Annotated in this window: 14 protein-coding genes; 7 read left to right on the top strand and 7 right to left on the bottom strand. The window is 54.4% G+C overall.

The features are described from left to right. Positions 1–133 precede the first annotated feature (133 nt). Genes CHR90_RS11815 through CHR90_RS19235 form a run of 7 tightly spaced genes read left to right on the top strand, consistent with a single transcriptional unit; the run spans position 134 to position 8149 of the window. Positions 134–2134 carry a motility associated factor glycosyltransferase family protein gene (locus tag CHR90_RS11815; RefSeq protein ID WP_094409190.1) on the top strand — a complete coding sequence of 667 codons (2001 nt, stop codon included), beginning with the start codon at positions 134–136 and terminating at the stop codon, positions 2132–2134. After that, on the top strand, positions 2121–3128 hold the full coding sequence (gene pseB / locus CHR90_RS11810) for a UDP-N-acetylglucosamine 4,6-dehydratase (inverting) (RefSeq protein ID WP_094409189.1): 1008 nt from the start codon (positions 2121–2123) through the stop codon (positions 3126–3128). The genes CHR90_RS11815 and pseB overlap by 14 nt, the downstream gene beginning before the upstream one ends. A gap of 15 nt (positions 3129–3143) precedes the next feature. Next, entirely contained in the window at positions 3144–3626 is a 483-nt protein-coding gene (locus CHR90_RS11805) for a flagellar biosynthesis repressor FlbT (protein ID WP_094409188.1), read from the top strand. Beyond that, positions 3598–3972 carry a flagellar biosynthesis regulator FlaF gene (locus CHR90_RS11800; protein ID WP_170941383.1) on the top strand — a complete coding sequence of 125 codons (375 nt, stop codon included), beginning with the start codon at positions 3598–3600 and terminating at the stop codon, positions 3970–3972. The genes CHR90_RS11805 and CHR90_RS11800 overlap by 29 nt, the downstream gene beginning before the upstream one ends. A 24-nt stretch (positions 3973–3996) precedes the next feature. Then, positions 3997–5931, top strand: coding sequence for a tetratricopeptide repeat protein (locus tag CHR90_RS11795; RefSeq protein WP_141210935.1), 1935 nt, complete (start codon positions 3997–3999; stop codon positions 5929–5931). A gap of 32 nt (positions 5932–5963) precedes the next feature. Next, positions 5964–6836: a hypothetical protein gene (locus tag CHR90_RS11790; protein ID WP_094409185.1), complete on the top strand. Its 873-nt coding sequence runs from the start codon at positions 5964–5966 to the stop codon at positions 6834–6836. Positions 6837–6895: 59 nt separating this feature from the next. Next, positions 6896–8149, top strand: a complete 1254-nt coding sequence (locus CHR90_RS19235; protein WP_141210934.1) for a tetratricopeptide repeat protein — start codon at positions 6896–6898, stop codon at positions 8147–8149. Here the strand turns inward: CHR90_RS19235 and CHR90_RS11780 are convergent. The 7 genes from CHR90_RS11780 to pseC form a co-directional block, all read right to left on the bottom strand. Further along, the gene (locus tag CHR90_RS11780; protein WP_170941382.1) at positions 8122–8655 is read right to left on the bottom strand and encodes a GNAT family N-acetyltransferase; all 534 of its coding nucleotides are present in this window, start codon (positions 8653–8655) and stop codon (positions 8122–8124) included. The two genes, CHR90_RS19235 and CHR90_RS11780, sit on opposite strands and share 28 nt — an antisense overlap. Positions 8656–8665: 10 nt before the next feature. After that, positions 8666–9730 carry a hypothetical protein gene (locus CHR90_RS11775; protein WP_094409182.1) on the bottom strand — a complete coding sequence of 355 codons (1065 nt, stop codon included), beginning with the start codon at positions 9728–9730 and terminating at the stop codon, positions 8666–8668. After that, positions 9723–10745 carry a Gfo/Idh/MocA family protein gene (locus CHR90_RS11770; RefSeq protein ID WP_094409181.1) on the bottom strand — a complete coding sequence of 341 codons (1023 nt, stop codon included), beginning with the start codon at positions 10743–10745 and terminating at the stop codon, positions 9723–9725. The genes CHR90_RS11775 and CHR90_RS11770 overlap by 8 nt, the downstream gene beginning before the upstream one ends. Then, positions 10742–11485 (bottom strand): cytidylyltransferase domain-containing protein, encoded by a 744-nt coding sequence (locus CHR90_RS11765; protein WP_094409180.1) that lies wholly within the window; start codon positions 11483–11485, stop codon positions 10742–10744. Before CHR90_RS11765 ends, CHR90_RS11770 begins: the two co-directional genes overlap by 4 nt. Positions 11486–11487: 2 nt before the next feature. Further along, a complete protein-coding gene (locus CHR90_RS11760; protein WP_094409179.1) occupies positions 11488–12765 on the bottom strand; it encodes a DegT/DnrJ/EryC1/StrS family aminotransferase in 1278 nt (425 codons plus the stop codon). A gap of 78 nt (positions 12766–12843) precedes the next feature. Continuing rightward, positions 12844–13779, bottom strand: coding sequence for an aldo/keto reductase (locus tag CHR90_RS11755; RefSeq protein WP_094409178.1), 936 nt, complete (start codon positions 13777–13779; stop codon positions 12844–12846). After that, the gene (gene pseC / locus CHR90_RS11750) at positions 13776–14933 is read right to left on the bottom strand and encodes a UDP-4-amino-4,6-dideoxy-N-acetyl-beta-L-altrosamine transaminase (RefSeq protein WP_094409177.1); all 1158 of its coding nucleotides are present in this window, start codon (positions 14931–14933) and stop codon (positions 13776–13778) included. Before pseC ends, CHR90_RS11755 begins: the two co-directional genes overlap by 4 nt.

Genomic DNA, 14933 nt, shown 5'->3' with positions numbered 1-14933 from the left:
GCTCCGCTGAAATGCAGAAGATTGGCAAGAGGCTGTTTATGGGCTTCCGGAAACCATTGATCCTGATTTAGAGCGGGCCTTCGGCCTCACTATCGCAGTCGGTTCATGCCTAACTTAGCGAGCGAGAAGATAGATGAATTTCTCTAAAGAACAGAAAAGCCTTTTTAAGAAAAATATGAAATTATTTAAAAAGAAAATTCCTAGCATATCTGAATACATTGAAAAAAAAATCCCCGCTAATGTTGAGATTTATGATGTGGATGGGGTATTAGATGTCATTATCAACGGCTCGCGCTTTTATGGTACCGATGCCCGTCTTTTTGCTCATCAACAGATCGAAAATTATCTTGTATCCCCTTCAATGGTTGAGGGGTTCCCTCCAGAAGCAGATGAGGCGCGGACGCCAACCCATTTAGAACTCCAAAAGCGTTTAAATGCGATGTTCCGGAGGCGGAACCTGTTTGCTGTTGCTGATCGTCAAAGGATTGACTCGTCAACTGTTTTTCTTTTTGGAATCGGTCTAGGTTTTCACATTTACCCGTTTATCGCGCATACTCGCTGTCGCGACATTGTAATTTCAGAAACTGAGCCTCTATTCTTAGTTCTATCAATGTATTTTACTGATTGGACTGAAATATTTAAAACTCTGCAAGATAGGGTTGCTATTGTAATTTCTACAGATCCGAATGGTGCATTTGGCATTCTAAGGAGTCATGTTCACTATAAGAATCCGGGTGTCCTTCAGACGATATTTCACATGCGCCATTATAAATCAGAAATTATGGACGCAGTCTATGAAAAATTTCAAGAAAAGGCGTATCTAATTTTTGATGGTTTGGGTTTTTACGACGATGAAAAGACAATGACTCGTAATACTGTTTTAAATTTATACATGGATCGTTGGAAATTTTGTGGCGATGTCCAGAAACCCCTCAAAGGAACCGCTGTCGTTGTGGGGGCTGGGCCTTCCTTGAATAAGGATATAGATTGGTTAATTCAGAATAAAGAAGATATCATCATTTTTTCCGGTGGCTCTGCATTGCAAAGCCTCCTATCAAATGGAATCATTCCTGATTTCCACGTGGAAATCGAAAATATTGCTCTTAATTATGAGTTGCTTGAGCCATTAACTAGGGGATATGACCTCTCCAAAACGGTCTTAATATGCAGCTCAACGATGGACGTGAGATCTGCTAGACTTTTTAATCGCCGGTTATGGTTCATTCGCGAAGGCGTTATGGCTTCTAGCTTATTCTGCAACGATCTTCCGATGTTATCATGGCAGAATCCGACAGTAGTAAATACTGCGGCGAGTGCATGCATGCATTTAGGTTTCCGACATGTTATATTTGTTGGTGCCGATTTTGGTACGGTCGATCCTAATATCCACCATTCCAAAGGGACGTCGTATGAAACACATGATGAGCTAAAGATTGTTGACTTCAAGTTTCCCGAAGTAGTTTCAGGGAATTTTGGCGGGAAAGTCCATACAAATGTACACTTGAAGAATGGCATCAACACGCTGAGTTTGCTAATGGCACAGTTTCGATCTGTTCGAGCATTTAATGCCTCCGAAGGCGCGCGTGTTGAAAAAGTTACTCCCACTCGTTTGTCTCGAATTGGCTCCATAGACAAGATAAGCGGGAAGGAGTTTCTGATAGAAAACCTATATTCTATTTCGAGGGATATTGATTGGATTGAGAGGGTAGGGGTGGATTTATTCGAAAAACTTAAAGAAGATTTTGGTATTTATATAAAAATATTGAAAAAAGAATTTTCGGCAGGCTCCAAGAAAAATAAGGACATCATACTGTTTCTCAGGTCTCTTCACGAAGCCTTGGATCGTGTCCCGGCGCCTTATTCCAAATTTAATCCGGGTATTTCGGGGTCAATTACTACAAAGACTATAGTTTTGATGTATTGGTGGCGCAGAATACCTGAGGATAGGTTGCCGGAGTTTGAGGGTATTGTGCGGCGCTTTTGGACTGTATTTTTGCGTGTCATAGAGAAGGACTTTATTCGATTTGTGGACCAGGTTCGGCAAGAATTGCCTCTTGTGCGACCAGAGCTGTTTGACGATAAAGGCAGTCTGATTGTTGAGGCTAAACCGAGCGTGCAGAATGCTGAACGATAAGTCGATCCTGGTTACCGGTGGCACAGGATCTTTTGGTAAGCGCCTTGTGCGGACCATTCTGGCACGCTACAAGCCCCGTCGCTTAATTGTTTTCAGCCGTGATGAGCTGAAGCAGTTCGAGATGCAACAGGTTTTTCCTGACTCGCGTTTCGACTGTATGCGCTATTTTCTGGGCGATGTGCGCGACAAAGATCGGCTTTATCGCGCCTTTGATGGGGTGGATGTTGTTATCCACGCTGCGGCGCTTAAGCAGGTTCCTGCCGCTGAGTATAATCCGATCGAAGCTATCCGGACCAATGTGTTGGGGGCCGCGAATGTGATTGATGCGGCGATCGACAAGGGGGTTCGCAATGTTGTGGCCCTGAGCACAGATAAGGCCGCCAATCCGATCAACCTCTATGGCGCCACCAAGCTGTGCTCGGATAAATTGTTCACGGCTGCGCGCTCCTATTCAAATGATCGTACCCGCTTTTGTGTTGTTCGGTACGGGAACGTGATTGGCAGCCGCGGCAGTGTCGTTCCGGTTTTTCAACGGCAAAAACTAACGGGTGAAGTAACAATCACCGACGAGCGCATGACGCGCTTCGTTATTACGTTGGATCAGGGCGTGCAGTTTGTTCTCGACTCCCTTGCTCGTATGCAGGGCGGGGAGATCTTTGTGCCCAAGATCCCGAGTGTACGGATTAATGATATTGCTGAAGCAATCGCTCCGGGTTGTACACGTAAGTATGTGGGAATTCGCCCGGGCGAAAAGTTGCACGAAGTGATGGTTGCCGAGGATGATGCGCGCAACACACTCGAGTTCCCCCATCACTTCGCCATCCTTCCGGATGCGGTCGCTATGGAGAACCCTTTATTCACCCAGAATGGTACTGCGCGCCGTTGTCCTGAGGATTTCCGCTATTCAAGTGATCGAAATGATGTTTGGGTCGATGCGGAGGGCTTCGACGCTCTGTGGGCAAGTGAACAGAATAGCGATGCACAAATCCTGTAACAGGAACGATAAAACATGCCGCTAAAGATGACGTTGAAGCCCGGCGAGCGGATCATCGTCAACGGCGCTGTTCTTGAGAACGGTGGTGGTGAAGCGCATCTGGTTTTTCTGAATGATGCCGCGTTCATGCGCGAGAAAGATATCTTGGCGGAAGTTGATGCGCTGACGCCGGCGTCACGCATCTATTTTGCCCTCCAATGCCTTTATATTTTCCCTGCGCGACGGGATCACTATGGCGACTTATTAACGGAACTAATGGCAGATTATCTTGCTGCAGCTCCGAGTGCAGTCGATATCATCGAGCGCGTTAAGCAGCAGGTATCCCAAGGTGAATTCTATCATGCCCTCAAGACTGTGCGTGCCTTGATTGCGCATGAAAAGGAGAGGTTGGACAATGTCAGTGCCCCCATCGAAAGCTTATCCGACGCACCCCCCCGTGGGGAATCCGGTTCAAACCCTGGCGTGGGGGTTGATCCAAGCGGCAAAGCGGCTGGATGATGCCGTTCGTCAACCGGATGACCGGGACGGTTTACTGGCGGCAGCACGCTTGAACTGGAAGCTATGGACGATCATTCAAGCTGATATTTTGGATGACGAGAGTGCACTTACCTTGGAGGTGCGCCAGAATCTTCTGAATCTATCAAATTTTATTGATAAGCATACTGTGGGAATTATTACAACTCCTGAAGCTAGCAAGCTTGCTACGCTGATTGAGATAAATAAAAATATTGCGGCTGGGCTGTTTGACTCTATGCGGAATGCCGCTGCTGCAGTTTCCGAGGAGAAGGCCCCGAGCGATACTGCATCCGTGTCGAGTGACGATACAATCAGTACAAGCGCTTAACCTGAACTTTCGGATACCCACAAGATGTCTGACGTTGTTTCCAGCCCTGCTTCAGCTACAAATGAACAAGCTGATGAACACCTAAGAGCAGCTATGACGGCCTTGCGTGCTGGGGATATCATGCGGGCGGCAGAAGAGGCGGAGAAGGCGCGTTCCAGCGATCAGTCTGCCAGGGTATTGATCGTTTTCGCGGCGATCTCTCATGCCCTTGGTCGGGATATTGATGCCTTGTCTATGCTGGAACAGGCGATGCAGTTCGCTCCCGAAGTTGGGAACTATCCCGATGCGGCTGCTGCTATTCTATTGAAATTAGGTAGAAAATCGGATGGGATTTTTAATCTAAAACTCGGAACTCATCTGCCTTCAGATGTATTTTTAGATGAAATTATTGGGAGCTATTTCGGTAAAATTAAGGATATATTTGATTCTTTTATCGAGAATCGTCCACTTACGACGGCCCGCCTGATGATGCAGCAGGGGATGTATGCTGCTGCCATGCGCCAGCTTGAGACCTTCGTTGGGGTTTCTGGCGGTGATGTGGATAGCTTCTCTCTGCTTGTGGAATGTTCAATTTATACCGGGCAACTTCAAGAAGCGGAAGTTGCCTTTAGCGCGCTGCTTGCTCTTAATGCTGATCATCCGAAGCGCCCAGACTATGCGCTAGGCATAGCCCTTTTAAAGGGCGATGCGCAAGCGGTGTCTGAGGCCTGTGCTCAGCTTAAGGAAGTTGATAATCTCGAAGACGCTCTCGCGCGTTATCGGATGTTAGAATGGTCACCGCTTGTTGACGACGCTGTTTTAGCGGAAGGCTTGAGCCAAGTTCATCGTTTAACTTTTGCCAATCCTGAAGTTTCTACCTTTTCTGCGACTGATTGGCCCGATACTGTTTCAGTAGGCTTCTTATGCTCTTACGTTGATTCGGCTTTAGAGGGCCTCTTACTATCTCTCAAAGAATATATACCTGTAAAAGTATATTTTACAGGTACTGGTAGTTCCCCGAGCTTGATGCGCGTTAAAGCTGCTTTGGAGGATTTTCGAGAAGTTGCAGCCGTTGATGATGCAACATTAGTTGAGATGATTCGATTTGATCAGGTGTCTGTTTTATTTGACACTGTTGGTGCTGCTGCTTTTGCGCGTCCGGGAATTTGGCGCACGCGCATGGCGCCTATTCAGATACTTTGGGCGGTTCCGAGCCGCTACGATGATCTAGCTTGTTATGATTATCGTCTTGCGCCTTCTGCCGATAGTACCAATATGCGGCTGATAGACCTTGGCGTTCCATTGCGTTATCCAGTGCCCCCGGCAGAACTGATGGGGCGTGTCGCCGAAGTCCGTGCTCTGAAAGTATCTCGAGATACAAGTGATCGCGATGTGCGTCGGCTTCTTGCACCACACGCTGGCCTGCTGATATCTGATGTTGCGTTAGATATTTATATGAAAATTTTGACTGCTGTACCTAGGGCAACTCTTGCTTTTGTTGCTCGGTCTGAATTGAACGACCCACTCGTGCAGAGAGTTTTGGCGGCCGCCGCTATCCACGACTGTGGTGATCGTGTCGAGTTGATCGACCCATCGGATTTCCTGCAATCACGGAGCGAGATTATGCTCGATGCAGATTTGATCCTCGACAGCTTCCCTTACGGCAATCTAGAAATGGTGACTGAAGCCCTGTGGATTGGCTCTCCTGTTTTGACGCTTAAGGGTAATAATCCTCGTTCAGAAGCGGCGGCTTATTTAGTTAAGGCTGCGGGCTTCGATGAATTAATCTCTGATGGCATAGAGGATTATTATCAGGATGCTATTGATTTTCTGGAAAACAAGGCTGATCTGAAGGTTGTTGTGGAAAAAATGCGCAACCTACATAAATCAATCTCCTCATCGCTCTATCAAGAGACTGCCGAGGTTTTGGCGAACAAAATAGAGTCGCTTTGGGGCGAGTGGCGTAGTATGAATAATTAGGTTCGCTATCCGCAGAAAGCTGGAGGCTTCAGATGACGTCGTTCAATCAAGTTACCTTTAGTGATATCTTTGTCCGGCAAAGCCAGAATACGGCTCGGCTAGGGTTTGAAATTCAGTTTCGTTCAATCAAGAAAAGATTGGATACTGAGCTGAATGAAAAGAAAATAGCTTATAATGATATAGATAAAACGTTGGAACCTTCCCTGGCGGGACTTAAGCGAGAACGTGCTGCTGCAGACAAGCAGCGCGTTGACTTGACGGCTTATCTTGAGCTTGGACGACGCAACATTAACAAGTTGTCTGATATTATCAATAAAATGGTTCCGGCTCTCAGTGACGCCGCGTCTGCAGTCGGGCCAACGGCTGCTGCTGATTTCAACGCGACACGTGATCAGTTGAATAGGGCTTTGCAGGGGCTTCAGGCCAATAGCTACATTGAGGGTGGTTTTTTAGATAAGGTAACGAAGTTTAAAGGTGAAAAAAATCCTTCCGGTATAGGGGATTACTCGAGCTACGCTACGTTATCTGATCGTGTTTCCGCAGTTGGCGTGTTTGTTTCAACGTCTAGTGATCCAACTGAGGTCAATGTCGGTCTTTCCCGAGGCCTCGGGGAGACTTTAGGGGTTCTGCGTTATCGTATGGCGCAAGATTTTGACCTTGCAAAGGCAAAACAAGAAGCGTCGATCAAGAAACTGAAGGAAATTGATAAGGCAATTGAAAAAAAAGATGCTGAGCTACGGTTGCCTCTTCTTAAAGAATTGCAGGCAATGGAGAAGAAGCGTGATTCGGTCCTGCAGTCTTTGTCGTTAAGCTTTGAGTTTGCTCAGGCTAACGTAGAGGTTCGAGCGGACCGCTTTAGCTGGAATAAGGTTCAAAAAGGTTCCATTATGAATCTTTTTGTTTAAGGGAAGAGTCTGAAGATAAATTAGTCATGGCGAAATAAACGAGCGTTTGGAGTTACCGAGTGTTGTTCAATCTAGAGGAGATTTCTCAACGATTGATCGGTTATAATCTTGGGGAAGCACTGCGTTATCTTGAAAAAACGGGGCTGAGGCAATCTCAGCCCCATTGTTATTTTTGCTTACGGTCAGAGGTTTATATTCGGGCGTTTGACTTCAAGAAAGCATTTGATGAAATTGCACGCTCGATCAATTTGAAATCAGATTGGGCACCGTCGCATAATATATGTGGCAATATTTTAGTTGAGCTGGGGGAGTTTGATAAGGCTCTGGAGAGTTTTAATCGTGCAGTTGATCTCGAGCCATTTATTGGAGAGTATAAATTTAACCGTGGTCAGCTATTATTGTTACTGGGGCGTTGGGATTTGGCGAGACCAGATTATGAATTTCGTTTAAATAGTTCTATTTTTCAACCGCCATCCGCTATTGCCGCCTTGCCACGGTGGAATGGAGACTGTGTTCCGGGTAAGTCTATTCTTATATATTGGGAACAGGGTCAGGGTGATACTATTCAATTTATTAGATTTGCCGATGATCTAATTCAAAAAGGGATGAGGGTTGGCCTGGAGGTGCAGGAATCGTTAGTAGGGCTTTTGTCTTGCTCTTTTCCAGAGCTCCAATTGGTCTTCATGGATGATGATTTTTCGAACTTTGAGTGTCGCGCCTCTATCCCTTCTTTGCCATGGCTTCTGGAAATAAATTCCGAAGCATATTTTTGGAAGAAAACTTATGTTAAAGCGCCTGGTAATACCGATCTAACCTTTGCAGGTACGGCCAACGGATCGGCTATTGGTTTGGTTTGGGCTGGTAATCCAAATCACGTCAATGATCGTCAACGTTCTATTCCGATGAATGATTTATTATCTTTAACGCAGGTTGGCGGATGTAGCTTCTATTCTCTTCAATATGGTACTTCTGAGAAGGCTAAACGATCTTTAGCTCGGGCGCAGGTGGTGGACCTCGCCCCGACTTTCACCGATTTCGCCGATACGGCGGCAGCCATTCAGGCGCTCGATCTGGTGATCACCGTCGATACCTCCGTCGCGCATCTTGCCGGAGCTCTCGGGAAACCCGTCTGGATTCTGCTGCCGTTTGTGCCCGATTGGCGCTGGATGCTGAACCGCAGCGATAGCCCCTGGTACCCCTCCGCCCGGCTGTTCCGCCAGCCAAGGCGAGGGGATTGGGCCAGTGTCCTCAAAGAGGTGAAGCAGGCGCTGGTTGAATTCCGCGATCAGCGGGCTGCGAATAGCGCAGCATAGACGACATCAACCTCTTCGCCCGCGTTGATATACTGCCGCACGCGGCGACCGTCCGGGATCATGTCGGATTTCTCCATAATCCGCTTCATGCCGATATTGGTATCGAGCGTCCCGGCGGTCACTTTGCGCATGCCCGCTTCGGTTAATAGCCAAGTGCAGACGGCGTTCCAGGCCTCAAGCCCATAGCCGCCGCCCCAGCATGACCGCTCCCCGACCATGATGCCAACGTCGGCCAGTTTGTTCGGAACATCGACATAGGCGTTGATATTGCCGATGTGCTGACCGCTATCCTTCCGCACGATGGCCCAGAGATAGTTCGGCGAGCCTGCGAAGGAGGCGACGTAGTCGCGGCAGCCTTCTAACGTGAAAGTGCGGTAGCGATTCTCGCTATATTTCACCACTTCTGGGTCGTTCAGCCAACCTACATAGGCGGGCGTCACATAGGCTTCGGAATAGGGATCGACGAAGAGACGCTCGGTCTCAAGGCGGCGGGACGGAACGCTCATCGGCAGGCTCCTAAGATGGGAGGGCAGCGAGAAAGGCGAGGGCGCGCGGCAACGCGGGGGCTGGGCGCAGATCATTGCCGTGCGTTTGCGCCAGTAGCGTCGGCAGCAGCCGGGTCAGCGCCGGGCGGGTCACGGCGGCTGGGGTGATACCGCTGGCAATCGTCGGTAGCCAGGCCGCTTCCGTCATGCGCGGCAGAATGGCCAAGGTGGGGCGGCCCAGCAGGGCGGCTTCATAAAGCAGCATAGTGGTCATGCCGCAGACGAGATCGCAGGCAAAAACCATTTCCAGCGGCGTTCCGGCGGCGCTAACGCTATCGAATTCCCCCAGCAGCAGGCCGAATTCTTCCCGGGTATTCTTCGGGTGCAGGCGTAGCAGCCGATAGGGCTGGGGGGACAGCGCGGCGGAAGCATCCAGGAATTCTTCCACAACGATGCCGGTGCGGTCGGTCCGCCCCCCGCGCCCCTCAAGCGTATAGTCCGGCGACTTTTGATATTGTTCCGGGTCAAGCCCCCCGGAAATTTCGGACAGGAAAACGATAAGCTTTTGCCCCTCGGGCACATTGGGCAGCAGGCGACGGCGCACAGCGGTAACGCCTTCGGCCTCCAACCTCTCGCGCAGGGCCAGGACCGTATCGAAATGCGGGTGCCCGACCCGGCCAATTTTCTCCGCCGGAAAGCCCAGGGCTTCATAATGGCGCGCGGTGCCGTCGTCGGTCACCATCAGCCAGTCGGGCGCATGGGCGAGGGGATTGGTGCCGGTACCGCGAAAGCGGGCGGCGGCATTGGCTGGAAAATCGATCATGCCGACCGAAGGGATGCCGCGCGCCTTAGCCTGGCGCACCAGCGCATGGGCAGCAGTTTCGAGGTTTTCGGACGTGCCGACCAGCAGCCGCGCGGTTTCGGGGGGTAAGGGGGGAACGGGGCCGTCGAGAACGCGGGCGGGCTCAATCCCGCGGGCATCGAGGTAGGGCAGCAGTGCCGGGGCGACCCACAGCGCCGCCCCCAGCGGCGCGACCAGCGGTAGCGCGTAGTTCGCCGCCCCCGGGTCTTCAACGAAAATGACGATCTTACCCATGAGTAACCTCAATCCGTGCACCGCCTTGGGCCAGCGAGGCTTCCAGGGCGGCGATGATCCGTTCGACCTGCAAGGCGCTATCGCCCGGCGACCACAGCGGCGCCTGCCCAGCCACGGCTTCGGCGAGATTGTCCAACATCGCCCACAGGGCCGTGCCGACCGTGGGCGGCAGTGCTTCTCCGCAGTCGCTGGCGATTTCATGCTCGCCGCGCATTGCCCGATTTTCCCGACGCGGGGCGAGGCTGACGGTCAACCCTTCCTGCCAGATCGATAGGCGGCCATCGATGCCCCACAGGTCGAGACCGTTTTCACGATAGGTGCGGAAATCGACCGGCTGGGCGATCACGGTTTCGCCGCCCGCGAGGTGCAGGGCAAAGCAGAGATCGAAGTCGCCCGGCAGCGGCAGATGCGGGCCGGGAATCGCTGGGCCAAGGGCGCGGACGGCCACGACCTCCCCCAACAGCATCCGCGCCATATCGATCATATGGAAGCCGTTATTGTGCAACCCATTGCCGTATATCACCGTGGCGGCCTGCACGCGCCCGAGTTTTTCGGCAAGGAGCCCACCCGTGAGGCGGCGCAGGGTTTCATCGGCCCGCCGCCAAACGTTGACCTGCAACGCCACCCCGCGCGCGGCGGCAATCGCCATCAAGGCTTCGCCTTCACCGAGCGAGGGGCCGAGGGGCTTTTCCACCAGGGCGGCTTTGACGCTGGGGAAGGCGGCAAGGGCGGCCGCCCGAAGGGATGGCGGGGTTGCGATAACTAGGCAGTCCGGGGCATAGCCTGCGGCGGCCGCGTCGCTGACCGTGGCATAGCACTGCGCGATCCCCCAACGCTCTTTCGCCCGCTCCCGCGCCTCCGGGGAGGGGTCGATCACACAATCCCAGTTGAAGCCGGGATGTTCAGACAATACCTGCGAATGGGCGGCATAGCGGTAGTGCCGCGCCATAATCGGGTCTTCAGCATAAGTATCGGCCATCTTGCCGAAACCGACCAGGGCCGTGCGCAGGCTCATCGCGCCGCTTTCTCGACGCAATGGCTGTTGATCTCCGCCAGTTCTGGTTTGCGCTTCAACAGGTCGATCAACACCGGCAGACCGAAGAGCGGGCCGTGGTGCGGCATCAGCTCGGCATAGACGGCGCGGATAAACTCAAGATCCTCGGCGTAATCGAGCTGGCAGCGCAGCCCCGGCCAGCGCAACGATGCGGGCGCCAGGATGTTGGTGCAGCGGTAAAGCTCGGGGTTTTCATAGAAATAGAGCGTTACATGCTCCCGCACGGCGGGATCGTCGATGCGCGCCGCGACGTCTTGCAGGGCGGCGAGGCGATAGACCTGCACGTCCGTCCCCGCCGGGTAGCTTTCGATACGGGCGTTGGTCAGGATGTCGCAGGAATTGGCGAGAAAACTTTCAACGCCAAGGTCGATGATTTCCGGGTCCAGCAGCGGGCAGTCGCCGGTGATTTCGACCACGATGTCGCTGTTCATAAAGGCCTGGGCCTTGACCACCCGGTCCAGTACATCCTCTTCGCTGCCGCGAAAGACGGCGACGCCATAGGCCTGCGACCAATCGGCGATGGCATCGTCGCGCGGATCGGTGGAGGTGGCGACGACGATATCGGTCAGGGTTCGGCAGGCGCGTAGCCGATCAACCAAGCGGGCCAGCGCAGGCTTGCCATGAATATCCATCAGCACCTTGCCCGGCAGACGGGACGATCCCATCCGGGCTTCAATGCTGGCGACAATGCGATCCGCCATGATTATTCGGCGGCCTGCTGGATCAGCTTATGGCGCTGGCTATGAACCTTGCGGATGCCAGCGATGATCGCGTCGATATCCGCATCCGTCAGCGTATGGGCGCAGGTTTCGAACGACAGGAGACGGGTGAAATGCATCTCTTCCGCCACGGGGCACAGGCCCTTGGCATAGGACCGATTGGTCAGCGTGAAGGGGAAGTGATCGCGGCCCAGCGCCATGCGCTGCTGGAAGGCAGGCAGCAGGTACAGCGGGCGGACGTAGCCCTGATAGATTGGCACGCCTTCAGCCGCAAGGGCCTTCACCAGCACCTCGCGCGAGATGCCTAGGGCCGCCGGGTCGATCTTCGGCGTCCAGACATAATAAACATGGCGGCAGCCATCGCGCTCCACTGGCGGGGTGAAGCCTTCGAGGTCTTTTGTGCCCTCGGTCAGCCGCTGGGCGATATGTACGCGCTGGCCGATCAGCTCTTCCTGGCGCTGCAATTGCACGATCCCGACGGCCGCGGAAAGCTCGGTCATGCGGTAGTTGAAGCCGATCATGTTCGATAGATCGTCATGCTCGGTTGGCCCGACGATATTTTCCGCGTGGTTGCGGATCATCTGCATGCGCAGGGCCAACCGGTCGTCGTTGGTAACACACATGCCGCCTTCGCCGGTGTGGATGTGCTTATGATAATTCAGGCTGAAGACGCCAATATGGCCGATGGTTCCCGCGAACACGCCGTTTTCGGTTGCAAACGGTCCTTGGGCATTATCTTCGATCAGGATAATGCCGTGCTTATCGGCCAGCGCGCGCATCGCGCGCAGCTTTGCCGGATGACCGAAGAGGTTGACGACAACAATCGCCTTGGTCTTCTCGGTGATATTGGCTTCGACCGAGGCGATATCGAGGCAGAAGGTTTCCGGCTCGATATCGGCAAAGACCGGGATGCCACCATAAATCAGCGGCCCGACGGCAGACGCCGACATGGTGTAGGGCGGTACGATCACCTCATCGCCCGGCGTAAGGCCGATGGCGCCCAGCGCGGCATAGAGGCCCGAGGTGGCGGAATTGACCGAAACGCAATGCTTTACCGTGAAGGCTTCCGCCCAAGCCGCTTCGAATTCGCGGATTTTCGGCCCGCCGAGAAATTCATCGCCCCAACTGCCGTAAAAGCCCGACAGGCAGTCGCTTTCGACCACGGCTTGCACGGCGGCCACTTCGCCCGGTCCCATCGTGCGGAAGGGTTTGAAGGGGGTGGAAATCACGGGGCTACCGCCCAACAGTGCAAGCTCGGTCATGGTCGATCCTCGACAGGAACGGAAATTTATCAAAAACCTAGCACGCGCGCTTCACCTGTCCAATCCAGGTGATACGTTTTACGACAGGGCGGGCCAACGTGCGGGGTTCAGCAAGGCGTCGTCGGTTAGTCCGCAGCCGTCGAGCTTTGCCATCAACGCGGGCGGTAACGGGCCTGCGTCGAGGGCGCGGAGGGCATCATTGAGTTCGGCCTGCGATTGTGCCCCGGCCAGGACGACGGAAATCGGCGCCCCGACCGATAGAACATAGCGCATCGCCAGCGTCGGCAGTTCCTCCCAGCCAATCCCGGCGAGGGTGCAAACCTGGCTAGCCGCATCGGCCAGCGGGGCCAAGGCGGGGGGAAGGTGGCGGGCGCGGATAGTCAACGCGCCTTTCAGCAAAGCCGAGCGGACGACAAGGCCGACCCCGGCCGATCCGGCTTGGGCGAAGATCGCCCGGCAGCGCTGGTCCAAGATCGAAAAGGCGATTTGCACGCTCTTGAACCCAGGCGTTGCGATGACGGCAGCAGCATCCCCCGGCCCATAGACTGACGCGCCGAGGGCCGTCACCCGCCCGGCGTCCACCTCTGCCCGCAAAGCATCGAGCAACGGACGGCGCTCCATATCGGCGGCGGTTGCATTGTGGATTTTGAGCAGGTCGATCCGGTCGCGCTTCAGTCGGGTTAGACTGGTCATAACGGAGGTACGGACGAAGGCCGGAAGCTCGAAATCGCTTATGTCCTTCGGCAACAGAATTTTTGTCGCGATCACCGCACCCGCATCGCCGCCCAGCGCAAGGCCGGTGCGCTGTTCGGCCACCCCGTAGGCGGGGGCCGTGTCAAAGAAATCCACACCACCTGACCGGGCAGCCCGGAGGGTCGCGATAGCTGCATCTTCCGGCGGCAACACTGCCTCCGGCCCAACCCCATAGGCGAGGCCAAGGGCGACCGTGCCGAAGCCTAGCCGCCCAACCATTGGGCCACCGCGATACAGCGGCAGCCGGCTAAAACCACTCATGCCGCCGCCCGACCGCTGGTTTCGAGGCGCAGGGCGTCGATCACCCGGTCGGCTTGGGCGTCGGTCATATTGCCCCAGATCGGAATGGTCAGAATCTGCGGCCACGCGGCTTCCGCTACCGGGCAATCACCGATCTTGGTGCCGAAGGTCTGCTGATAGAACGGCTGTGTATGGACGGGCTGGTAATGGACGTTGATGCCAAGCTCGTGCTTGCTGCGCAGAATCGGGAATAGCTCATCGCGCGTCAGGCGCGAGCCTTCCGGGTCGATCCGCACGACGAAGAGGTGATAGCCGTGCTTCGTGTGTGGCACTTCTGCGAGTGGGCGCACGGCGTTCATATCGGCGAAAGCCTCGCGGTAGCGCTTGGCGATGGCCCAGCGCCGTTCCTGCCACTGCGGCAGCTTCTTCAACTGCGACAGGCCGAGGGCCGACTGAATGTCGGTCAGGCGATAGTTATAGCCCAGCATCACCTGTTCATAGGCGAACCCGCCCGTGGCGGCGCGGGTCCGGTGATCGGAGGTGATGCCGTGATTGCGGAAGACGCGCATAAGCTGCGCCTTCTCGGGATCGTCGGTCGTAATCAGACCGCCCTCGCCGGTGGTGAAATGCTTCACCGGATGCAAAGAAAAGGTGGAAAAATCAGCCAGCGTGCCCACCGGCTTGCCGCGATACTCTCCGCAGACCGCGTGGCAAGCATCGGAAATCAGCTTCAGCCCGTGTTTCTCGCAGAGCGCCCAGAGCGCATCGTAATCGCAGGGCTGGCCGCAGTAATCGACGGCGACGATGGCCTTCGTCTTCGGCGTGATCTTGCGGGCGACATCCGCCGGGTCGATGGTCAGCGTATCTGGGGTGACATCGGCGAAAACCGGCGTTGCGCCCATGTAGACGGCGGCATTGGCCGAGGCGACGAAGGTCATCGTAGAAACGATCACCTCGTCCCCCGGGCCAACGCCCGCGCCCGCCATCGCGCAATGCAGCGCCGCGGTGCCATTCGAAACGGCGACGGCTTCCTTGGCGCCGGTAAACTCGGCGAAGGCTTTTTCGAACTCGCCAACCTTGGGGCCGGTCGTCAGCCAGTCGGATTTCAGCGCGGCGATGACGGCAGCGATATCGTCTTCGTCAATTTCCTGGCGGCCGTAGGGAATGAAGCTCAT

The organism is Elstera cyanobacteriorum, assembly GCF_002251735.1.
In the GTDB taxonomy this organism is placed as follows: domain Bacteria; phylum Pseudomonadota; class Alphaproteobacteria; order Elsterales; family Elsteraceae; genus Elstera; species Elstera cyanobacteriorum.
The sequence above is the reverse complement of the archived record's forward strand: the minus strand, read 5'-3'. Positions and strand labels throughout refer to the sequence as shown.

Excerpts from the sequence above, each read along its gene's own strand:
- CHR90_RS11755 (WP_094409178.1), bottom strand. The coding sequence starts at position 13,779 with ATGAGTGGTTTTAGCCGGCTGCCGCTGTATCGCGGTGGCCCAATGGTT.
- pseC (WP_094409177.1), bottom strand. The coding sequence starts at position 14,933 with ATGAGCTTCATTCCCTACGGCCGCCAGGAAATTGACGAAGACGATATC.
- CHR90_RS11765 (WP_094409180.1), bottom strand. The coding sequence starts at position 11,485 with ATGGCGGATCGCATTGTCGCCAGCATTGAAGCCCGGATGGGATCGTCC.
- CHR90_RS11760 (WP_094409179.1), bottom strand. The coding sequence starts at position 12,765 with ATGACCGAGCTTGCACTGTTGGGCGGTAGCCCCGTGATTTCCACCCCC.
- pseB (WP_094409189.1), top strand. The coding sequence starts at position 2,121 with ATGCTGAACGATAAGTCGATCCTGGTTACCGGTGGCACAGGATCTTTT.
- CHR90_RS11795 (WP_141210935.1), top strand. The coding sequence starts at position 3,997 with ATGTCTGACGTTGTTTCCAGCCCTGCTTCAGCTACAAATGAACAAGCT.
- CHR90_RS11780 (WP_170941382.1), bottom strand. The coding sequence starts at position 8,655 with ATGAGCGTTCCGTCCCGCCGCCTTGAGACCGAGCGTCTCTTCGTCGAT.
- CHR90_RS11775 (WP_094409182.1), bottom strand. The coding sequence starts at position 9,730 with ATGGGTAAGATCGTCATTTTCGTTGAAGACCCGGGGGCGGCGAACTAC.
- CHR90_RS11805 (WP_094409188.1), top strand. The coding sequence starts at position 3,144 with ATGCCGCTAAAGATGACGTTGAAGCCCGGCGAGCGGATCATCGTCAAC.
- CHR90_RS11790 (WP_094409185.1), top strand. The coding sequence starts at position 5,964 with ATGACGTCGTTCAATCAAGTTACCTTTAGTGATATCTTTGTCCGGCAA.
- CHR90_RS11770 (WP_094409181.1), bottom strand. The coding sequence starts at position 10,745 with ATGAGCCTGCGCACGGCCCTGGTCGGTTTCGGCAAGATGGCCGATACT.
- CHR90_RS11815 (WP_094409190.1), top strand. The coding sequence starts at position 134 with ATGAATTTCTCTAAAGAACAGAAAAGCCTTTTTAAGAAAAATATGAAA.